This window comes from Klebsiella sp. BIGb0138, from assembly GCF_004342285.1.
In the GTDB taxonomy this organism is placed as follows: Bacteria; Pseudomonadota; Gammaproteobacteria; order Enterobacterales; family Enterobacteriaceae; genus Klebsiella.
The window spans coordinates 1-20709 of sequence record NZ_SMCV01000012.1; the positions used below are offsets into that span (position 1 = coordinate 1).

The window sequence follows — 20709 nt, forward strand, 5'->3', positions numbered from 1 at the left end:
CCATCTTATTATTCTGACTGGTGTTAAACATAGTTCCAAGACTACCTCTTATTTTAAGAGAGGCGAAGTGTCTGGTGATCTATGGGGCTAATCTACCTGAATATTCCTTATCAGGTAGGCATCTCACTTCTTAAGCCCAGATGATACTTAACAATTAATTGCATAGTCTAAAATGTCTGACAGAAATACGATGAATAATCAATCCTCTGTGTTCACACTTATGCCATAAGGTCAGTCATGAAATCAGTAAGTCTGCAAAACATGTATCTTTCTGCAAACGAGGACACCATCGCAATATGGGCGAAAAATGCAGGCATCGGGGAGATCAGAGAAGAAAACTACTACGATCCGCTAAAACTCGCTCTTGCCGCAGGCATACAGCCTCCTGTACCCGTTTGTGTCTCACGTCTTATTGGTGAATTGAAACGACTCACAAAGGATGATCCACTGGCCGATACTCTGCCAACCCAAGGTTTCCATTTTACTTTCTTACCCCTGACTCTGCCGCGGTATAAAGTGAACGAGCTATTGCCAGCGAAAGTGGATCAATTGACAAATATCTGGACTGGATTTCATGGGAAAAAAATTGTTATCAGGGATCTCCGGTTAGTTGCGTTGCCCAGTCAGTTGTTGCTTGCCGGGATCCCTGAGAGTCCTGCGATAGACATGCGTCAGTCATTTTGCGAAAAGGTTCTGAATTCTCACTGGAAAAATGAGTTGCTGATGCGCCATACCGGCAGCCCTTTACCAGCCCCCTTCTGGCACAGCACGCTTCTGCGCTACAGCGCTGCTTTTTTACCCGTAACCTTGCGGCAATTTTTTAGTGAACGTCAGGCCATTAATTTCGGAGATGTTACCGGAGAACTGACATTAGCGAAGATCAATTACAACTGGACAAAATGTTATCCATTAAAGATTTAACTACGGCGATGTGATTACATACCAAAAATAATACTGTATGTCCTCCACTGCGTGCACTGGCGTAAACGCCATCAAAGCCGAATGAATTTAAGTCCACTTCTTGCTCAGCGACAGCCCCAGGCGCCACATTTTCGCCTGCTTGCGCGTAATGACGATATTGCTTTCGCCGGGATTGTCGCCGGGCACAATTTCCATAATGGTTCAATTATCGTCAAGGAAAGGGAAGCAGGCGTATGCCGAAAAAGAGAATGTTCTCGCCGGGGAGTGAGGGAAATAATATGGTTCTGACCTATTGTATTTCAGGTAATAATATTAAATTGTCGCGCTTTTCCCTACCATGCCAGCGAAGTCACCACGCCCAGAAAATGCAGCGCCGGCTTAGGTGAGAGGCCGCCCGCTAAGAACATGGATAGGCATTTACTCGAAAACGACACTCTGCCGCGGGATATTGCATGCCGGCCGGCGGCGCATGACCTGCGGAAAACCGCAGATCATGCGCCGGGGAGAATTATTGCAATGCCGCCAGCTCATCCGCGGTTAACGCTAAGGTTTGCCGGGTGCCGGATTGCGCAGACTGTACCGCCGCTTCTAATACCGCCATCACGGCCAGCGCTTGTAACGGTGATACCGGGTTATCAATTTTGCCGGTTAACGCATCGCGCACGTTAATATAGTACTGCCGCTGGTCGCCCGGCGGGGCGGGGATTGCCCGCGGCTGTGAGCTGGCATCAAACACCACGAGGCTATCGTCGTCATGACCCCAGCTATCGCTACCGGGGATCACCCCCGCCAGCAGCTGACTTTCCTGCTGGTCGGCTTTCTGTTTCACCACGCTACCTTTGTCCCCGTGGACCGTAAAGCGCGATACGCCGCCGGCCACCAGCATACTGCAATGCAGAATCACCTTATGCTGCGGGTAGTTTAAGACCACGTGCGCCCAGTCATTGATTTCCGCGCCCTGGCGCAGGGTAGCAATATTGCCCTGCACCGATTGCGGCAGGCCGAACAGCTGTAGCGCCTGGTCAATCAGGTGCGGCCCTAAATCAAACCATAATCCGCTGCCCGGGACATTTTGTTCTCTCCAGCGGACGCGAACCTCCGGGCGGAAACGATCAAAATGCGACTCAAAGTGCTTAACATTACCGATAAGCCCCTGGTCAATAGCCTGTTTAATCCCGAGGAAATCGCTGTCCCAGCGGCGATTGTGGAATACGGAGAGCAGCAGCTGTTTCTCTTCCGCCAGCGCAATCAGCTCGCGGGCTTCCTGCATATCCAGCGTAAACGGCTTATCGACCACCACGTGTTTCCCGGCGTTCAGGGCCAGTTTGGCTAACGGCGCATGGGTGGCGTTCGGGGAGGCGATCACCACCAGATCGATATCCGGATGCTGAATCGCCGCTTCTGGCGAAGCGATAACCGTGACATCCGCAATATCACGCTTCACCTTCTCTTCGTCGCCGGAGGCGACCACCGCCAGCTTCAGTCCTTCAACCGAGCGGATGAGCGGCGCATGGAATGTTTTGCCAACGAAACCATAACCGATCAGCGCAATATTGATGTTCTTACCATCACCCGCGATTACTTTGTTCATTACCCTCTCCACGTTATTGAGCGTCAACAATATTGACCTGCAGTGCACTATTTTCCCCGAGCTCTTCCCAGGGGCGGTCTAAAAACAGCCGATCGATTTCGGCTAACCCGGCCACCAGATGCGGCTCGCAATGGTTTAATTTCATATGATCGGCGACCAGCCAGCGTTCGGTGCTGGCCGCCAGCATGGCGCGCTTGGTTTCGGCATCGGCCTCCTGGCTGGCGCTTAAACCGAGTTGCGCATGAATGGCGCAGGCGCCGAGGATGGCGATATCGGCGCGATAGCGTGCCAGCAGGGCCAGCGTGGCGCTGCCGGCAAACAGACGCTGCTGCATATCCCATGTCCCCCCCAGCACAATCAGCTGGATATCCGCCCGGGCGCTGAAGTGCTGCGCGATGTCCAGAGAGGGGGTGATGACCGTCATCGGTCCTGTTATCTGCCTGGCGACGGCCAGCACGGTGCTGCCGGCGTCTAAAAACAGCGTCGACCCGCCGGGAATTTTGCCGGCCACCAGCTGGCCTAAGCGCTGTTTGGTCTGCGGCAGCAGAACGTTTCTGCTCTGGCGATTCATGGCGGAAAGGTTAAGGGCGATCGCGCCGCCGTGGTTCTTCTGCGCCAGGCCCTGTTTTTCCAGATCGGTCAGATCCCGACGAATGGTATCGGCGGAAACCTGCAGCTTTTCCACCAGCTCGCTGATACTGACCTGGCCATTTTCGCTGATGAGATCGAGCAGGTACTTCTGCCTCGCGGTTTTATGCATCGAATGTAACTCCGCAAAATGCTGCAATAAATCGCATAATACAGCAAATTGCGGCAAAAGGAATCCCTGCTGCCGGCAGTATCGGGCACAACGGAAGAGGGAACGGTAGCTGAAGGTCACGCTGGAAAAATGACCAGAGTGGGAGAGGTTTCCCTCTCCGCGCGCAGAGAAGAGATTAGTTCAGCGTGATGCGGGCCACGCTATCCGGGCCTTTGGTGGAGTTGTCTTCGTTAAAATCCTGCTTGAGGGTGACAAAAAGCGTCTCACCGTCAGGGGACAACTGCAGGCTGTTCGGATGGCTGGCGAACGACCAGCTGTGCTTGACGGCATAGCTGCCGGCGTCCAGTTGCAGTACCTTCCTCGATTCACGCTGGCTGATGTAAATTTCATTGCGTTTAGCGTTGAATTTAATCCCCAGCGCATCGCCGGCAAGCCGTTTGATCACTTTACCGCTACGTTCATCAAAGACTAACGTCGTTTTGGCCTGGGAATCATCGGTGACAAACAGCCGCCCGGTGGCCGGATCTTCCGCCAGGTTAAGGAACAGATATGACTGGCCATCACCCGGCGTCCAGCGTTGTTCGATGCGGTAGGTCGTCGGATTAATCACCAGGATTTCGCCGCTACCGTTAGCCGCATAGATCCGCTGGGTCAGAGGAGAGTAGATCAGCCCGGTGACCCATTTCCCGGCGTTCTCGATGTGGGTTTTCAGCGTCATCGTCTTCGCATCGACCACGGTAATAAAACCAGGGTCGGCGACACGGCCGATAAACAGCTGATTATTGTGGAACAGGACCTCACGCGCGCCAATAGGGTCGCCATCTTTGTCGGTGCCTGTAAACAGCACCCGCTGCAGGACTTTGCCGCTGTGCGCATCGACTTTCGAAACGCCGCCGTCCAGCGAGTTGGTGGTGTAAAACACCTTCCCGTCATCATCCACGGCCATACCGAAGTTTTTTAAATCCGTGTGCGTTTCCGCTTTAGTCGCCAGGGTGGCGGGATCCAGCCGGTAGATCATTCCGCCGTTGACCGCTTTGAATCCCTGGGCGCTGGCGACATACAGCGCGCCTTCCGCGGGTAGATAGGCCATTTCATATAAGCCATCACCAAGGACGCGTTGCGTCACGGAGGCGGTGTTCTGCGCAGTGGCGGCCTGCGCGGCCGGGGGATTCGCCGCCGAAGCCTGGAAACCCGTCAGGGCCAATGCCGCGGCAAACGCAGCAACAAGCGCCGTTTTACGCGGGGTGAGCAACACTTTCATTCTCGACTCCATCATTGGATAAATGCTTCCCGGCAGGTCAGCGCTGCCCGGGAAAAGGCAAAACAAGAATGAGAATAATAATCATTTGTCCGGATTGCGCAAACGTGGTGCGCCGGTCTGAGATGGCGCGAGAGGGGATTCCGCCGATTCCACCGGCATAAATTGGCGTCTGGGGTGGGCTTTTCACTCTCCTCCCGGCCGTCTGTTAGCGGGATGTGCGCTCAACGTATTGATTTACTGAATATATACATTTACTTACATATAACTTACAAAACAGACTGCGCACAATAAGGCAAATAATTATCATTAACATTCTCATTGGCTGCCGTTTCCCGTTTTTGCGACGCGAAGGCTCATGGAACAGAGCGTTATTTCATCTGCGCTGCGGGCGAAGCGGCGACACCCACAATTATTATTCCTGATGGAAAAGATATGTTTCTCAATGGCAGGGGAAGGTGCGGGCAGCTAGCCGCAACGAGCGTAAAAATACCGTTTACCGTTTCGCTACTGGCGCTGGCGGTTCACATCCTGGCCCAGCCTGCGCGGGCGGCCGAGGAGAGTAAGGATACCGATTCCCGGCAAGAGATGGTGGTCTATGGCGACGCGGGAAAGCGTGCCGATGAAGCGCAGGATTACGCGGTCAAAACCACCCGCGCGGGAACCAAAATGCTGCTGGCCCCGCGGGATATTCCGCAGTCGGTCAGTGTGGTGACCGGGCAGCGGATGAAGGATCAGGATCTCCAGACCGTCGATCGGGTCCTGGCCAACGCGACCGGTGTTTCCGCACAGCAGATTGATAGCGAACGTTCGCAGTACTTTTCCCGCGGATTCGAAATCACCAGTTTCTCCTACGACGATATTCCCACCTCGATGGGCGACGCCTGGAACTACGGCGACGCGGCGGAAGACACGGCGATATACGATCGTATCGAAGTGGTGCGCGGCGCGACCGGTTTGATGACCGGCGCAGGCGACCCCGGTGCGACGGTGAATATGGTGCGTAAAAAAGCGGACAGCAAAACCTTAACCGGGAATATCAGCGCCAGCTACGGGAGCTGGAACAAACAGCGCTATGTGGGCGATATCTCGGGGCCGCTGAACGGCGACGGCAGCGTACGCGGACGGGCGATCGCCGGCTATCAGGACCAGGATAGCTGGCTCGACCGATACCACAAAATCAGGAAGTTTTTGTATGGCGTGGTCGATGCCGATCTCAGCGATCGGACAACGGTTTCCCTCGGCTGGGACTATCAAAAGTCCACTACCGGCAATCCGACATGGGGCGGGCTGCCGAGTCTGTATAGCGACGGCTCGCGGACCCATTACCAGCGCAGCACCAGCACCTCCGCCGACTGGACGCATTATGCGATTGAGTCGCGCAAAATATTCGCAAATCTGACCCATGAGTGGGACAACGGCTGGTCGTTGCGCCTGAACGGCACGCACGGCGAGCAGACCCTGAACGATACGCTGCTATATATCATGGGTAATCCGGATGCGAATAGCGGAGAAGGGGCCACCGGTTGGGGGAGTAAAGATTGGGGTGAACGGACCCTCGACTCGTATGATGCGTATGCCAGCGGGCCGTTTGACCTGCTTGGGCGGCAGCACCAGCTGATGGCCGGCGCCAGCTATAGCCGCCAGCATAACGCGAGCCACAGTCAGGATGGCCCGATGGATAGCGACCAGCTGGGGATCTTTGACAACCGCTGGAACGGGCGCGTCGCGGAACCGGAATGGGGCGACTGGTATCTGAACGCGGATGATATTGTGCGGCAGAAATCCGCCTATACCGCCGCGCGCTTGTCGCTGGCCGACCCGCTGTCGCTGATTATTGGCGCGCGCTACACGCAGTACAGTACCAGCGGCAGCAGCGGCGAGATGCGCAAATACAACATCACGCCGTATGGCGGGCTGGTCTATGACATCACCGAGAGTTTGTCAGGCTATGCCAGCTACACCTCCATCTTCTCGCCGCAAACCAAACGCTCGGCGGGCGGCGGCTGGCTGGCGCCGGTGACCGGGAAAAACTATGAGACCGGGCTGAAAGCGGACTGGATGGAAGGCCGCCTGACAAGCAACCTCGCTATCTTCCGTATTGAGCAGGAGAATGCGGCGGAAGCCGTCAGCGGCGAGTTTGTCAATGGCTCCAGTGAGCAGGCCTATCGCGCCACGAAAGGGGCGGTCAGTAAGGGGGCGGAGTTTGAAGTCAATGGCGCGGTGACCGACAATATGCAGCTGACCTTTAGCGCCACCCGCTATGTCGCCACCGACAGCGGCGGGCGGTACAACAGCTTTGCGCCGCAGACGCAGTTGAAGCTCTTCACACGCTACCGACTACCGGTATTACCAGAGCTGACCGTCGGCGGCGGCGCAACCTGGCAAAACCGGGTGTATCAGGACGTCAGCGGGCCGGATGGCGACACGCAACGTCTGTACCAGGGCAGCTACCCGCTGGTGGACCTGTTTGCGCAATATCAGGTGACGAAGCAGCTGGCGGTGCAGGCAAACGTCACCAACCTGTTTGACCGCGAATATTACTCCTACCTTGATGATTCGGCGGTGTACGGCGAACCGCGCAACGTCTCGGTGAGCATGAGTTACACCTTCTGATGCGTACGGTTCCCCTGGCGTATCGCGGGGGAACCGACGAAATAGTGCTATCTATTGCCCGGCGCCATAGATTTTGCGATACACCGTCGGCGTTAAGCCGGTGACTTTAATAAAGGCCCGGCGCAGGACGTCGCTGCTGCGATAACCGCAGCGGAAAGCCACCGTCTTAAGCGGCACCTGAGCGCTCAGCAGTTCCCGCGCCCGCGCCATTCTTACCCCTTCCAGCCATTCGCCGGTACTCATGCCCATCTCCTGATGAAACAGCCGGTTAAGATGGCGGGTGCTAAGGTTGATATGCTCCGCCATCGTTTTGATTCCGCCGACCTGTTCCAGATGAGTGAGCGTCCAGCGCTGGAGATCCTGCAGTGCGCTTCTACCGTTGAGCGACGCCTGGCGCTTGCGGATGTAATGCCCCTGGCCCACGGGGCGGCGGAAAAACATCACCAGATTAGCCGCCACGTCAAGGGCTACCTCCCGCCCCAGATCCTCTTCGATAAAGCGCAGCGCCAGATCCATCCCGGAGGTGACGCCCGCCGCCGTGCGCACCGGGCCATCCGCGACGTACAGCGCATCGGCATCGACCTGGATGCCGGGATTCGCCGCGGCAAGAGCGTCGGCAACGGACCAGTGGGTGGTGACCCGACGCTTTTCCAGCAGCCCGGTTTGTGCCAGCAGCAGGGCGCCGGTGCAGACCGAGCCGTAACGCCAGCTGGCGCCACAGAGCTGGGTGACGGAGGCGATTTGCCGTACGGTTAGCCGCTGCTGCCCGATGTCGGGGGCGCCGGCGATCAGGAAGGTCATATTGTCGGGGGGCGGGCTCTCTCCCAGCCGGGCGTCGGCGGCCAGGGTCACGCCCGAGGAGGCGCTCACGGTCTCACCGTACAGCGCGAGGATCTGCGGGCGATAAACCGGGCGGCACAGCAGACGGTTGGCTTCGGCGAAGGCATCCAGCGGCCCGGCGACATCCAGCAGCTGTACGCCGGGAACCGCCAGAATCACAATGTGGTGCTGCATTTATTCTCTCCAGGTCCCGATTTGACGTAATGTCCGATATCGTCTGTTTAATACCATTTAAGACAGACGTTGTCTCTACCACAATAGCGCTTACACCCACCTGAGGAGACATCAGATGACTTTTACCGTACAGGGCATCACCATTCCGGACAGCCAGATGGCGCGCGATACCACGGCGTTTATTCGCGATAGCGAATCGGATCTGCTTTTCCACCATTCCAGCCGGGTTTATTACTGGGCCGCGCTTGCCGCCCGGCAGCAGGCGATTAAGGTTGACCATGAATTATTGTACGTCGGCTGTATGTTTCATGATATCGGCTTGACCCACGAACACTGCAGCTGCGATCGGCGCTTCGAGGTGGATGGGGCCAACGCCGCCCGCGAATTTATGCAGGGTTATGGCGTGAATCAAAACGATATCGATAAGGTATGGACGGCCATTGCCCTGCATACTACGCCGGGCATTCCGCAGTTTATGGCGGCGGAAATTGCGCTGGTGACCGCCGGCGTGGAGATGGACGTGCTGGGAATGGGCTACGACGCCTTTAGCGAGGAGGAGCGTACCGCCGTCGTCGGGCAGCATCCGCGCCCGCCGCAGTTTAAGGAGGCGATAATCCAGGCCTTCTATGACGGCATCAAACATAAACCGGCCACTACCTTCGGCAATGTCAAAGCCGACGTCTTGCGCGACAAGGCTCCGGCATTTACGCCGCTCAACTTCTGTCACATTATTCGCGCGTCGCGCTGGCAGGGCTGAGGTAAAACGCCTCCGGCGATCGCTGTAATCACCATCGCCGGAGGCGGCTAGCGCATACTCCGCGCCGATCTCATCCTGCCCGGCGGGCGGGTTCTTTTTTCTGCCGCCGCTTTTCATCAGCGAATTCAGCACCCTGCTTGCTTTAACTCTTGATTAACCGATGTGGCAGGCTAGACTACGAAAATTAGCATTCATTGACGGAGGTTGGGTGGACGCCATTAAGGGAGCGGAATTGAACGTAGCGGATGCCGTTTTTGCATGGCAATTCGACGGGCAGGGCGGCGTGAAGCCGCTGACCGACAGCGACACTATCGATAAGGATCACCCTTGCTGGTTGCATCTGAACTACACCCATGCCGATAGCGCCGAATGGCTGGCATCGACGCCGCTGTTGCCCAATAGCGTGCGCGATGCCTTAGCGGGGGAGAGTACCCGGCCGCGGGTGACGCGCATCGGCGACGGGACGTTAATTACGTTGCGCTGTATCAACGGCAGTACCGATGAACGCCCGGATCAGCTGGTGGCCATGCGCCTGTATATGGATGCGCGTTTAATTGTCTCCACCCGGCAGCGGCGGGTGCTGGCGCTGGACGATGTCCTCGGCGATCTGCGGGAAGGCACCGGGCCGACGGACTGCGGCGGCTGGCTGGTGGATATCTGCGATGCGCTGACCGATCACGCCAGCGAATTTATCGAGCAGCTACACGACCGGATTATCGACCTCGAAGACAATTTGCTGGATCAGCAGGTGCCGCCGCGCGGTTTCCTGGCGCTGCTGCGTAAACAGCTGATTGTGATGCGTCGCTATATGTCCCCGCAGCGCGATGTGTACTCGCGCCTGGCCAGTGAACGCCTGCCGTGGATGAATGACGATCATCGTCGGCGCATGCAGGATATTGCCGACCGGCTGGGGCGCGGCCTCGATGAGATTGATAGCTGTATTTCCCGCACGGCGATCATGAGCGATGAAATCGCGCAGATTATGCAGGAGGGGCTATCGCGGCGAACCTATACTATGTCCCTGATGGCGATGGTTTTTCTGCCCAGCACCTTTTTAACCGGCCTGTTTGGCGTCAACCTTGGCGGCATTCCCGGCAATGCGTGGCATTTAGGTTTTTCCATCTTTTGCATAATGTTAGTTGTTCTCATTGGTGGTGTTGCATGGTGGTTACACCGTAGTAAATGGCTGTAAATAATCGCCTTTTATCGGCGTTCGGATGGGGAAAATCCGGCAATGTTTGAGCGAAATCAATAAACCCTCTCCCCGTTCGGGGCAATATCTCTCTCGCAGGTGAATGCAACGTCAAGCGATGGGCGTTGCGCTCCATATTGTCTTACTTCCTTTTTTTGAATTACTGCATAGCACAATTGATTCGTACGACGCCGACTTGATTAAGTCGGCTTTTTTTTGCTCTCTGCTCGCCAGCTTCTACGCTTAACAGATGCACCCGCTCATAACCGGGAGAGTCAACATGCGATATCAGCCCTTAACGTCAATACCCATCTCACCTGAACCTAACGAGCCGACGCCGGTGCCCGATCCGCGTCCGCGCCCACACCCGTTGCCGGACCCGCCGGCGGATGATGAACCGATTAAATTGTCGCATCAGAGGCGCAGATCTGCGAGGATACGCGCCTGCCAACCGTGCGCCCTTTAATTCGAGAAAAAATTGTGACCGCTTTTTCAACCCTGAACGTTTTGCCCGCCGCCCAGCTCGCTAACCTGAATGAGCTGGGTTATCTCACGATGACCCCTGTCCAGGCAGCCGCCTTGCCCGCCATTCTGGCCGGTAAGGATGTGCGCGTGCAGGCAAAAACCGGCAGCGGTAAAACGGCGGCGTTTGGCCTGGGGTTGCTTCAGCAGATTGATGCGACCCTGTTCCAGACGCAATCCCTGGTACTGTGCCCGACCCGTGAGCTGGCGGATCAGGTTGCTGGCGAACTGCGTCGCCTGGCGCGTTTTTTGCCGAACACAAAAATTCTGACGCTGTGCGGCGGGCAGCCATTCGGCGCTCAGCGTGATTCGCTGCAGCATGCGCCGCATATTATTGTCGCCACGCCGGGCCGTTTGCTCGATCACCTGCAGAAAGGCACCGTGTCGTTAGATGCCCTGCAGACGCTGGTGATGGACGAGGCCGACCGGATGCTGGATATGGGCTTCAGCGAGGCCATTGATGAGGTGATCCGCTTTGCCCCGTCCAGTCGTCAGACGCTGCTGTTTTCCGCCACCTGGCCGGAAGCCATCGCCGCAATCAGCGGGCGGGTGCAGAATGACCCGCAGACGATTGAAATCGATGCCGTAGATGCGCTGCCGGCGATTGAGCAGCAGTTCTTCGAAACCTCTCAGCGCGGGAAGATCCCGCTGCTGCAAAAATTGCTCAGCCAGCATCAGCCGGCCTCCTGCGTGGTGTTCTGTAACACCAAAAAAGATTGCCAGGCGGTGTGCGATTCGCTGAACGCTTCAGGGCAGAGCGCGCTGTCGCTGCATGGCGATCTTGAACAACGCGATCGCGATCAGACGCTGGTGCGTTTTGCCAACGGCAGCTCGCGCGTTCTGGTGGCAACCGACGTTGCCGCGCGCGGTCTGGATATTAAATCGCTGGAGCTGGTGGTTAACTATGAGCTGGCGTGGGATCCGGAAGTTCACGTGCATCGTATCGGACGTACCGCCCGCGCCGGGGAGAGCGGTCTGGCTATTAGCCTGTGCGCGCCGGAAGAGGCGCAGCGCGCCAATATTCTTGCGGAAATGCTGCAGCTGAAGCTGAACTGGATGGCGGCGCCGGCAAACGGCGCCATCACGCCGCTTCACGCGGAAATGGCGACGCTGTGCATCGATGGCGGCAAGAAGGCTAAAATGCGCGCCGGCGATGTGCTTGGTGCCCTGACCGGCGATATGGGTTTTGACGGCGCGGACATCGGCAAGATTAACGTCCATCCGGCCCACGTCTATGTCGCTATACGTCAGGGCGTAGCGCAGAAAGCCTATAAGCAGTTACAGAACGGTAAAATCAAAGGCAAAAATTGCCGCGTCCGCCTGCTGAAATAGAGCCTTAAAAGGCGTCCCGGAGCGCGCTCCGGGACGCCGGGGGTTTACTTCACTTCCACCACGTTCAGGCGCAGTTCATCCAGCGGTGTGCTCTCATCTTCCGGCTGCCAGCCCGCAGGCTGTAGCGGGATCTCTTCACGGTCAAATGCCAGATCGCCACCGTCAACCACTTCAGAGTGGTGGTTAATGCCTTTAAAGTCGAACAGATTAACGTCGCTAAGATGGGATGGCACCACGTTCTGCATGGCGCTGAACATGGTTTCGATGCGGCCGGGGTAACGTTTATCCCAGTCGCGCAGCATGTCGGCAATCACCTGGCGTTGCAGGTTAGGCTGTGAACCGCAGAGGTTGCATGGAATGATCGGGAAACCTTTGGCCTGCGAAAAGCGCTCGATGTCTTTTTCACGGCAGTAGGCCAGCGGACGAATCACGATATGCTTGCCGTCATCGCTCATCAGTTTCGGCGGCATGCCTTTCATTTTTCCGCCGTAGAACATGTTCAGGAACAGCGTTTGTAAAATGTCGTCACGGTGGTGGCCGAGAGCAATTTTGGTTGCCCCTAACTCGCTCGCGGTGCGATAGAGGATGCCGCGGCGCAGACGTGAGCAGAGTGAGCAGGTGGTTTTGCCTTCTGGGATCTTCTCTTTCACAATACCGTAGGTATTTTCTTCGACAATTTTATACTCGACGCCGAGCTGCTGCAGATATTCCGGCAGAATGTGCTCAGGAAAACCCGGCTGTTTCTGGTCGAGGTTAACCGCCACCAGCGAGAACGAAATCGGCGCGCTTTTCTGCAGATTGCGCAGGATTTCCAGCATGGTGTAGCTGTCTTTACCGCCGGAAAGGCAAACCATAATCCGGTCGCCTTCTTCAATCATGTTGAAGTCGGCAATTGCTTCTCCGACGTTACGACGCAGGCGTTTTTGCAATTTATCGAGGTTATATTTCTCTTTTTTAGTAAGCTCTTGATTTTCTTGCATTATTAACATTCTCTAAATCTTAAAGGGGCATATAGGGGGCAAAATGTTTTAAAGCCCAAGCCGGGAGTTCAACATAGAAACCTGGTCGCCGTTCATCTCTTCTATCCATGTACTATAAACGTCGTACACCATTTGCGCGTTTTCATGCCCCATCTGATTGGCTATAAAAGACGGGTTTGCGCCAGCCGTCAGGAGCCAGCAGGCAAAAGTATGCCGCGTATGGTACGGATTCCTGCGGCGAATGCCAGCGCGTTTTACTGCAGCTTCCCATCTGCTGCCTATGCTACTGTGCGAGTAGCAGGGTTTTTGCTCGCCTTTCCTTCTCCGCGGCATGAAAACGAATCGCAATTCCTGTTCCTCGCTTGAACCATATTCCCTGTGGTGAAACGTAATAGTGGATACCGGATGACCAGCCGTCAGTTCATGCTGCGCTTTCAGCGCGTCCAGCGCAGGGCCGAGCAGTTGAATCGTCCGGTTTCCTGCTGCTGTTTTTGGTGGGCCGAACATGCCGTTCGCTGTCAGATTCCGTCTAACGTGTATCACGCCCTTATCCAGATCGACATCCTCCCATGCCAGTGCCGCCAGCTCACCATGCCGCACACCAGAATAGACGGCGAATTTCCACATATTCTGGCTTTGACCACGTTCACTGGCCATGAGGGTTGCAAACTCTTCTCTTGTGAGTGGATCCGGCTTAACCCTGGTTTTGCGCAGGCTTTTTACGCCCTCAAACGGTTTATGCTGGATAAAACCGGATATATACGCAAAACTCAAAATAGAACACAGCAAAGAAACATAATTATTGACAGTTGAAACCGTTCTGCCATTTTTATTTTTACGTTTGTTTTTTGAATAAAAAGTTTCTCCAGTGAGTAATTCATTTCTACAATTAAGTATGTCGCTGTATCCTATAACGTTAAGCATAGTATTTCCGTTCATAATTTTTATTAGCGTATCAACCTGGGATTTTGTTTTCTTTAAGGTATTGGCGCTGATTTCAGTTTCTTTAAGTTTTAGCCATAGTTCGCACAGTTCAAAAAATGTGCTCACCTGTAGAGTAGTGTTTATCGCTGCCGCCTTTTTGGATGACGGGAATCGACGACCGTAATCAAACTCTCCCATGCTTATTTCGCTGGTAATTACCGCTCTTAAATTACCAGCTTTTTTAATATTGGCGGGGCTTACAATCCACCCCTTTAACACCTCGCGGCAGCGCTTACCTTTATACATAAACCAGACGCATATTCTGTTACCACGAATCTCTACGCCTGTAGGAAGTGTTGCCATTTTACGAATCCCGGATAAATTTATTTATTTCCGGATAGTTGTACCAGGTGGTCCCGCGCAAAGTTTTTTCTCCAGAAGGGGAAACTCTTTTGAAGTGAACACCCTCTATCCAGGCTCCTTGACGGTAACGTTCAATCTGCCGGACTCTAAGGCCAGTTCGCGCCATCAGAGCCTTTTCAACCATCCACTCTTCATTAAAAATGATCTGCGCCATATAAGCCTCTCTGGCGACATGCCGAGTATAAGCATGCTCACCGCAGGGGGGTGATAATTCGATATCAGGAAACCTGACCAGGTAAATGACGGAGCCGCCGGGCGCAGTTCATAGCCGTCGCCACGTAACTGCATCGCCGGTTCACTACCTCTACCGTAATTTTCGAACCCTGTACGACGACCGTATAGGTCCGCTTCGTTTTCTGACGACCGTACTCGCCGTAGAGCTCAACATGCTTAGCCAGCGCCGCATCGCATGCCTGGCGGCCGAGAGGGGATTGCATGCTTCGGTTTATCAGTCTCATGCTCACCTCACACAAAAACGTCGACAGGGTCACCGGCGGCGCGTGCGTTATCATTCGCTTCACGACGGAGTCCCAGCACATAGCCAACCGGATCCCAACTGGAAAGAATGGCGTTGAGCTCTTTCTGGCTATGCCAGGAAGTCAGACGTTTTTTCAGCTCAGTGGCGCAAGCGCGCACATTCGCCCGAGTGGGGCCGGCCATCTTCATGCACAAGCACAAAGTCAGAAGCAGATCCGAATATTCGTCGGCGGCAGCGCGCAATGCGACCGGGTCAATGCTGGCCTCGAGTTCAGGTAAACGGTGTTTAAGGCTCATGCTGCACCGCCTTTACGTCGCATACGCGTCGTACCATGCTGAGAACTCTGGAGACCAGTCATGCCTATCACCTACATCAGCGAAAAAATCATGCATTGCGTTGTTGTAGGCCATGTTTTCAACCATGCTGGCGGCCGTGGTCAGAGCCGCTTCCCGGATATACCCGCGCAGGTCACGCTTGCGCCAGTACGGGCTATATTTCGAATCGCAGCGACCTTTGAATTCAACTTCCCAGCGGCGGATACAACGTGCATTTAATGATTTGCTCATAGCATTACCGGGAGGGCGAACCCTCCCGCCTCCCTTAGCTCACGTATTCCGGTTTCATGTCGTCCAGGGTGATGCGGAACTGGTCGTACAGTTCATCGCCCAGGTAACGTTTGGCGGTATTGAGAACACCTTCGGCTTTAGCAAACAATTCTGCGGCTTCCGGATCGCCAGGACTTGGCAGTGAATTGATAGCCGCTTCCACCCGGTTACGGTGATCAGCCAGGTGATATTGACGAACGGCTTTATTTTTCAGTTCCGTGTATAGCGCGGTACCAAGTGTGGGTTTTTGGGTTTCGATGTCGCCACGGATTGCGCTTGCCTGGTCGACTGTCACAGCTTTTTCAATGCGGTCACGCAAATCGTCGGCTAACTGATCGATGTTTTTGGTTGATTCCTGTGCACTGGCTGATGTTCCCGCACTGCTGGCAATCTCATCAATGGTGACCCTTTCAACAGACGAGGGGTTGATCACCTTCTCCTCACGCTCATCAATTTCATCGGGGGTATAGACACCGAGGATCACATCTGGGCAGTACAACCGCGCCCAACGTTTAACGGCAAGATAGGCCAGCTGCTGACGCGGATCGGTTGCCCACAGCGTTGAGTTGCGTACCTGTGCCTGTGAAAGCATCAGGACCAGCTCGCGAGGTTCTGATTCTCCTTTGAGCGTTGCCCAGGCGCGGACGCCCACGCCAGCTTCATCTTTCAAATCCCAGCCTGGAGCGATGTATTTCTTGTTCTGGCTGCTTGTCTTCTCCACGAAGCGCCCAACGATATTTTCCCATGCACCAAACCATTCAAAATGGATCCGGTCTTTGGTTGGGGCCATGGTGTTAATTACCGCATTCACCAGTTGTGCCTCATAACCAAGCACACCTGAGTTACCCACGATGAAGGTTTTCTGTGCCACTGCAAACGGATCCATACCCCAGCGCGCTGCCTGCATCACTACAGCCATGCACGCATCTGGTTTACCGCGGTAATGCTCAGGGACGAAATTTCCACTGTTGGCCATTACTTCAGAAAGCGTGCGCAGGCGGTTGAACAATTCACCGTTCGTCAGAATAGAAACGTTGTCGATCTTCTGGGTCTGGTTTTCAGTAGTTGCGACTAAATTGGACATTGTTATTCCCCTTATGCCTGTACGCGCAGCGCTTCGAGACGGCGCACATCAAAATCGTTAAGTTCTTCGGCGTAGTCTTCAGTGATCGGCGCTGGCCATTCGCCGGTATCGAAACCGTGCGCTATGGCGCGCATCGCTTTGCGGTATTCCAGCATGCCCAGTTCCAGCAGTTCTTCGGATGCCTCGATAATGGCGATCCAGTGGTAGTTCTCGTCTTTGTTGACGAAAATCCAGAAGAACTGATCGAGGGCTGCGGTCTCGCAGTACATTGCCGCGCTCAGGTGATAATCGCGCTCGATGATTTCCCGGTGCAGCTTCGCGCGCAGGCCTTCCTGTTTGACGTTCCACATGCTGATTGTCTTCAGGTCAGCGCCGATGCGCAGGCCGCCCATATCGATCTCAAGGTCTGGGCGCACGCGAATTTCCAGACCAGTTTCTTCATCAATACCGAAATAGCTCACCTCGACGGCCCGGCTCGGGTGCTGGAGCAACTTACCGGCGGTAGGGTGTTTCAACAGTGCTTTCTGAATGGCTAACGCCGTAGCCAACTGTTGACGGGTGACCAGCACTTCTCCTTCCGGGTTCTCGCGCCATGCATCCAGCAGTTCGTCAGCAAACACGGCATCCGGCCTAACCGATTTCACAACCTGAATAAGGTCCGTTTTGGTACCGGAAACTTTCAGTGGCTGAGGCTTCTGGACTTCCTGTGCAACGAGATCAGGGTTGATGATTGCCAACTGTTCAAGCAGCGCATCACGGCTGCCGCTGGTTTTAACCGGCGCGGGCAGGGTGGCGTTGTATTCTTTGATGCAGGCCTTCATTGCTGCCGCGGTAAAGTTTTTATCGTCACCAACGATTCGTTTGAACTCGTCAGGTAATTCCAGGTACGCAATGCCAATTGCATCTTTGTCGCCGCCCAGGGATACAGGCGCGGGCAGTGTGGCGTTATGTGCCTCAAGCAATGCTTTGATATCGTCACTGCTCAGTTGTGCTGGCAGCGTGGTGTTGTACTCATCGATAAAAGAGCGGATCGTCGCGGTGGTGGTGAACGCACCTTCAGGGATTTCGGGCTCGACGCTGAACTCTTTGTCCATGTCGTCCGGCTGCAGCGCCAGTGCATGCACAAGGTTGCCCATATCCAATACCGGGGAGCGCACTTTCTGAATGGTTTTGGAAACGTGGCGTGCGTCGAAATACATCAGCGATACACGGGCATCTTTCACCATCGTCGAGCTGATACCGTTGGCGGCGTGATAAACCTCGTTCGGCAGGCCTTCATAACGACCCGGCTCGAAATATTCCGGCCATGCCGGTTTAACATCTGGCTCGCTTTCTGCGATAACTGGCTCATTCCGGGTTACAGAATCGACATTTTGGTTTACATCACTGGGTAAAGTGCTAACGACAACTTCAGCATCTGAAGGTTTTAATTTCTGGTCATTCAGCACCGCCGCGGTAAGGTCGGGGCAACGCTCGGCCAGAATTTCACGCATATTTACGGCATCTGTTTGCGCAGCAGCTGCATCAGCGCTTTCGCCTGCTGATATCGCATTATCAACTTCGTCTTTGATCGGCTGAGCCGCTTCCATCTGCACATTGCTGGTAGCCTCTTCTTTAGGGCTTGTTGGGGCAGGAGAGGCCATCAGGCCTTCAATCGAGAACACACCGGCGCCAAGGTTGGCAACTTCAGGCTGTTTGGTTTTGGCTTCTTTCACCAGTTCGGCACCAACCACCTGGTAATCAGTGGAAAGGTTTTCCAGATTAGGTTCGCCTGCTTCACCGTCCATTGCTTTTTTCACCGCTTCCAGCGCGACGGTAGCAGAGGATATATGGCCTGCCTTCTTCAGCGTTTCAGCGCTTGGAACATCATGTTTATGCTCTGTTAAATTCGCGTTGATGTAACCGCGTAAACGATCTTGGAAGGGAGTTATGCCGATAGAAGCATCTCTAATAAGGGCAAAAATAGCTGCCCTGGAATAATCAAGGATGCCTGCTGTGCTGCGCAGAGCCGCCGACCATTCTTTGAATGGGCTTTCTTTTTTCTGGACGATTTCTTTCGCGCGCCGATGGATTGAGACCGGGAAATTATAGATATCAAAATCCATCGGTAGGGTTGCCAGGGCTATCTCAACGTCAAGCGTATCGAGGGTGTGCGTGTAATCCGGATTACGATCTGTCTGGTTACCGCCTCCGGCAGTTGTGCCGGTATCAGTGCGCTGCACTGAGGTAATACGATGGCCAGCAGCCCATTCTTTTACCAGGATCCCGCGGTCAAGATGTGGGGTCTCCAGCCATAAATTCAGGAAATTAAGCATCACGCCGAGCTCAGTGCGCTTATCGGTAGGGAATACTTTCTTCACAGCATCTGTAAGTTTCCACAGATTAGCCGTGGTGAGTTTGTCGATTTCAGGAAGGCTCTGCGCCGCCAGCAACAGGTTCTGGATGTAGTAGTTGTCGGTATCCATCTCCATTGTGCCGATTTGGATCCGTTGCTCCTGGGAGACATGGTGCGTCAGGGTATCGCTGAGAAACTGCGAGATGATGCGCTGTGGTTTACGGAGCTTTACCACCGGGTAGAGCGTGTTCTGATCATCGTCCGCGGTGATATCAATACCGTCAGTGCCGGGGTATTCATCCAAAATCTCACCCGTAGTGATATCGACACCATCAACGATAGAGGTACCAGAATCGTCTTCAACGTTGATGTTATCGGACGGCAACGTTACCTCTGGAATTTGCTCCCATGTCATCCCATCTTCACGCAGGCGATAATAATCACAGAAGGTAAAACTAATCTCACCTTCTTCAGGAAGTTCATTAACTACCGGGAAGTTTGTCGCAACGGCTTTGAAATAATCTTTCAGTTTTTTACCTGCTTTAATCAGCAAGTAATCCAGCGTGGCATTCGCCGTTTCATAATCATCGCTGCACCACAAAACCGCTTCGGGTTGGTTAGATTGTTTTTTTGCCCTGCGATACAGGAAAATCGGTTTAACTTCACTCATGACATCTAATCCTCTAATCGTTAGAATGGAGGCGCCCTGGAGGCACCTCGGTTTCAACCAGGTGATGTCCGGTGTAACTTTGGTCGGTGCCACCGGACGGAAGGCCCACCCTGTGTGGGCTTTCGCTTAATGGAAGGTCTGGAAAACCCTTTCGCTGTAATCGCGTTTGTAATCCCGGTAATTGCCAGAGCCTGTTTTTTCGTAATCAGCAATTTTTACAGCCAATAATGAAATGGCTTTAATTGCACACATCTGGCAGTGAAATTCACCAAGTACATAACCACCATCGAGAATGACCGTTGTTTCATTTTTATCAGAAACATGGATAACGCCAGACAGTGATTTTTGGCATTTAAACAAAGCGATAGATTTATTCAGTGGGCTTAAATCGAATTCAATTTGAAATACGTTCATAATTACTCCCGGAATATATTTAGGTTGTAAGTATCCCCGCCAGTTAAACGGCGTAGGACATAAGGTAATATTTGAATCGTTCTAATCAGGGTTCGTTAGCCATGGCGTCATAATCGCCACAACGTTTCGAGCAATACGTTCTTTCTCGTCGTACCTGCTGCGCGCCGTGAATGATGAGGATGGTCATTTTTACTTCTTCCCGTTCCTCAATCGGTTTGCGGCAGTACGCACATTTCTTCTGCATTACTCCTCCTACATCTGCGCCGTGAATCCGGCAGGGTGCTCTTCCAGCAGTCCTTTAAGTGGGTAACACTCACCTTTTACGTCCTGCTCAGCTGCTGCGCTCTGACAGGCCTTCTCACTCTCATACACACCAAGTAAAACTTCCTGCGTACCTCCAACTGTCATGCTGATGGAAAGCACCAGGGCGAACAGCGAACTCATGACGGGTCGCCTTTCTGTGCGAGCAGATAGCACATCCGGCGGATGAACGCGGTCACTGGGCCTAGTCTGACGGCCTGCTGACGAGCGGGTTTGCGTGCGAAATCAATCATTGAAATAACCCCATAGTTCGATGACTAGCACAGTCCAGATTAAGAGCCCGATAAATGCCGAAATGATCAGGGCTTTGATGCCGTTCTTACTCATTTCAACCTCAGCCATTACGTGGCCAGCGGAACGTTTGAACCTACTGCGCGTTGATAAATCCACCTCATCCCGGTCTTCGTATGCGCCGGGCCGCTACTTCGTGGGCGTCCTGCCTGGGTGGTTTGTTGTTACAGGATAATTAAACACTTTGTTTATTATCATGTCAACTAAATGAGCTTTTAAAT

General features: G+C 54.2%; 19 protein-coding genes and 1 pseudogene. 5 read left to right on the plus strand and 15 right to left on the minus strand.

The window, feature by feature from the left end:
• The first annotated feature begins 237 nt into the window (after positions 1–237).
• Entirely contained in the window at positions 238–921 is a 684-nt protein-coding gene (locus EDF73_RS22120; protein ID WP_132731201.1) for a hypothetical protein, read from the plus strand.
• Between the two features lie 508 nt (positions 922–1429).
• Here EDF73_RS22120 and EDF73_RS22125 read toward each other — a convergent pair.
• The 3 genes from EDF73_RS22125 to EDF73_RS22135 form a co-directional block, all read right to left on the minus strand.
• Positions 1430–2512, minus strand: a complete 1083-nt coding sequence (locus EDF73_RS22125; protein WP_132731202.1) for an oxidoreductase — start codon at positions 2510–2512, stop codon at positions 1430–1432.
• 13 nt (positions 2513–2525) lie between these two features.
• Positions 2526–3272, minus strand: coding sequence for a DeoR/GlpR family DNA-binding transcription regulator (locus tag EDF73_RS22130; protein ID WP_132731203.1), 747 nt, complete (start codon positions 3270–3272; stop codon positions 2526–2528).
• Between the two features lie 175 nt (positions 3273–3447).
• A complete protein-coding gene (locus EDF73_RS22135; protein ID WP_132731204.1) occupies positions 3448–4533 on the minus strand; it encodes a YncE family protein in 1086 nt (361 codons plus the stop codon).
• A gap of 432 nt (positions 4534–4965) precedes the next feature.
• On the opposite strand from EDF73_RS22135, the gene fhuE reads away from it, so the two are divergent.
• Positions 4966–7146, plus strand: a complete 2181-nt coding sequence (gene fhuE / locus EDF73_RS22140) for a ferric-rhodotorulic acid/ferric-coprogen receptor FhuE (protein WP_132731205.1) — start codon at positions 4966–4968, stop codon at positions 7144–7146.
• Positions 7147–7197: 51 nt separating this feature from the next.
• Here fhuE and EDF73_RS22145 read toward each other — a convergent pair whose 3' ends face one another.
• Positions 7198–8160: a helix-turn-helix domain-containing protein gene (locus tag EDF73_RS22145; RefSeq protein ID WP_132731206.1), complete on the minus strand. Its 963-nt coding sequence runs from the start codon at positions 8158–8160 to the stop codon at positions 7198–7200.
• A gap of 115 nt (positions 8161–8275) precedes the next feature.
• On the opposite strand from EDF73_RS22145, the gene EDF73_RS22150 reads away from it, so the two are divergent.
• The 3 genes from EDF73_RS22150 to dbpA all read left to right on the plus strand — a co-directional run bounded on the left by EDF73_RS22150 (position 8276) and on the right by dbpA (position 11963).
• Positions 8276–8917 (plus strand): HD domain-containing protein, encoded by a 642-nt coding sequence (locus tag EDF73_RS22150; RefSeq protein WP_132731207.1) that lies wholly within the window; start codon positions 8276–8278, stop codon positions 8915–8917.
• Positions 8918–9125: 208 nt separating this feature from the next.
• Complete coding sequence (gene zntB, locus EDF73_RS22155) at positions 9126–10109, plus strand: zinc transporter ZntB (protein ID WP_132731208.1); 984 nt, start codon at positions 9126–9128, stop codon at positions 10107–10109.
• Positions 10110–10589: 480 nt separating this feature from the next.
• Positions 10590–11963 carry an ATP-dependent RNA helicase DbpA gene (gene dbpA, locus EDF73_RS22170; RefSeq protein ID WP_132731211.1) on the plus strand — a complete coding sequence of 458 codons (1374 nt, stop codon included), beginning with the start codon at positions 10590–10592 and terminating at the stop codon, positions 11961–11963.
• Positions 11964–12007: 44 nt separating this feature from the next.
• Here the strand turns inward: dbpA and ttcA are convergent, their stop codons facing one another.
• The 11 genes and pseudogenes from ttcA to EDF73_RS22225 form a co-directional block, all read right to left on the minus strand.
• Positions 12008–12943 carry a tRNA 2-thiocytidine(32) synthetase TtcA gene (gene ttcA / locus EDF73_RS22175; RefSeq protein WP_132731212.1) on the minus strand — a complete coding sequence of 312 codons (936 nt, stop codon included), beginning with the start codon at positions 12941–12943 and terminating at the stop codon, positions 12008–12010.
• Between the two features lie 48 nt (positions 12944–12991).
• Entirely contained in the window at positions 12992–14230 is a 1239-nt protein-coding gene (locus EDF73_RS22180; RefSeq protein ID WP_132731213.1) for a site-specific integrase, read from the minus strand.
• 1 nt (position 14231) lies between these two features.
• Positions 14232–14444 carry an excisionase family protein gene (xisR, locus tag EDF73_RS22185; RefSeq protein WP_132731214.1) on the minus strand — a complete coding sequence of 71 codons (213 nt, stop codon included), beginning with the start codon at positions 14442–14444 and terminating at the stop codon, positions 14232–14234.
• Between the two features lie 64 nt (positions 14445–14508).
• On the minus strand, positions 14509–14748 hold the full coding sequence (locus EDF73_RS22190; protein WP_132731215.1) for a DUF4060 family protein: 240 nt from the start codon (positions 14746–14748) through the stop codon (positions 14509–14511).
• 7 nt (positions 14749–14755) lie between these two features.
• Complete coding sequence (locus EDF73_RS22195) at positions 14756–15064, minus strand: hypothetical protein (RefSeq protein ID WP_132731216.1); 309 nt, start codon at positions 15062–15064, stop codon at positions 14756–14758.
• Positions 15065–15094: 30 nt separating this feature from the next.
• A pseudogene (locus EDF73_RS22200) lies at positions 15095–15334 on the minus strand (hypothetical protein); the annotation flags it as partial.
• Positions 15335–15368: 34 nt separating this feature from the next.
• The gene (locus tag EDF73_RS22205) at positions 15369–16457 is read right to left on the minus strand and encodes a RecT family recombinase (protein ID WP_132731217.1); all 1089 of its coding nucleotides are present in this window, start codon (positions 16455–16457) and stop codon (positions 15369–15371) included.
• An 11-nt stretch (positions 16458–16468) separates the two neighbouring features.
• Positions 16469–19462 carry a RecE family exodeoxyribonuclease gene (locus tag EDF73_RS22210; RefSeq protein ID WP_132731218.1) on the minus strand — a complete coding sequence of 998 codons (2994 nt, stop codon included), beginning with the start codon at positions 19460–19462 and terminating at the stop codon, positions 16469–16471.
• A 126-nt stretch (positions 19463–19588) separates the two neighbouring features.
• The gene (locus EDF73_RS22215; protein ID WP_132731219.1) at positions 19589–19876 is read right to left on the minus strand and encodes a DNA breaking-rejoining protein; all 288 of its coding nucleotides are present in this window, start codon (positions 19874–19876) and stop codon (positions 19589–19591) included.
• An 85-nt stretch (positions 19877–19961) separates the two neighbouring features.
• Positions 19962–20120, minus strand: a complete 159-nt coding sequence (locus tag EDF73_RS22220; RefSeq protein WP_132731220.1) for a YdaE family protein — start codon at positions 20118–20120, stop codon at positions 19962–19964.
• Positions 20121–20128: 8 nt separating this feature from the next.
• A complete protein-coding gene (locus EDF73_RS22225) occupies positions 20129–20320 on the minus strand; it encodes a DUF1482 family protein (protein ID WP_132731221.1) in 192 nt (63 codons plus the stop codon).
• Positions 20321–20709 lie beyond the last annotated feature (389 nt).

Coding starts and splice junctions, on each gene's coding strand:
- EDF73_RS22145 (WP_132731206.1), bottom strand. CDS start 8,160: ATGCAGCACCACATTGTGATTCTGGCGGTTCCCGGCGTACAGCTGCTG.
- fhuE (WP_132731205.1), top strand. CDS start 4,966: ATGTTTCTCAATGGCAGGGGAAGGTGCGGGCAGCTAGCCGCAACGAGC.
- EDF73_RS22225 (WP_132731221.1), bottom strand. CDS start 20,320: ATGAGTTCGCTGTTCGCCCTGGTGCTTTCCATCAGCATGACAGTTGGA.
- EDF73_RS22120 (WP_132731201.1), top strand. CDS start 238: ATGAAATCAGTAAGTCTGCAAAACATGTATCTTTCTGCAAACGAGGAC.
- EDF73_RS22210 (WP_132731218.1), bottom strand. CDS start 19,462: ATGAGTGAAGTTAAACCGATTTTCCTGTATCGCAGGGCAAAAAAACAA.
- xisR (WP_132731214.1), bottom strand. CDS start 14,444: ATGGCGCAGATCATTTTTAATGAAGAGTGGATGGTTGAAAAGGCTCTG.
- EDF73_RS22130 (WP_132731203.1), bottom strand. CDS start 3,272: ATGCATAAAACCGCGAGGCAGAAGTACCTGCTCGATCTCATCAGCGAA.
- EDF73_RS22150 (WP_132731207.1), top strand. CDS start 8,276: ATGACTTTTACCGTACAGGGCATCACCATTCCGGACAGCCAGATGGCG.
- EDF73_RS22195 (WP_132731216.1), bottom strand. CDS start 15,064: ATGAGCCTTAAACACCGTTTACCTGAACTCGAGGCCAGCATTGACCCG.
- EDF73_RS22180 (WP_132731213.1), bottom strand. CDS start 14,230: ATGGCAACACTTCCTACAGGCGTAGAGATTCGTGGTAACAGAATATGC.
- EDF73_RS22220 (WP_132731220.1), bottom strand. CDS start 20,120: ATGCAGAAGAAATGTGCGTACTGCCGCAAACCGATTGAGGAACGGGAA.
- EDF73_RS22190 (WP_132731215.1), bottom strand. CDS start 14,748: ATGAGACTGATAAACCGAAGCATGCAATCCCCTCTCGGCCGCCAGGCA.
- EDF73_RS22215 (WP_132731219.1), bottom strand. CDS start 19,876: ATGAACGTATTTCAAATTGAATTCGATTTAAGCCCACTGAATAAATCT.
- ttcA (WP_132731212.1), bottom strand. CDS start 12,943: ATGCAAGAAAATCAAGAGCTTACTAAAAAAGAGAAATATAACCTCGAT.
- EDF73_RS22205 (WP_132731217.1), bottom strand. CDS start 16,457: ATGTCCAATTTAGTCGCAACTACTGAAAACCAGACCCAGAAGATCGAC.
- EDF73_RS22135 (WP_132731204.1), bottom strand. CDS start 4,533: ATGAAAGTGTTGCTCACCCCGCGTAAAACGGCGCTTGTTGCTGCGTTT.
- EDF73_RS22125 (WP_132731202.1), bottom strand. CDS start 2,512: ATGAACAAAGTAATCGCGGGTGATGGTAAGAACATCAATATTGCGCTG.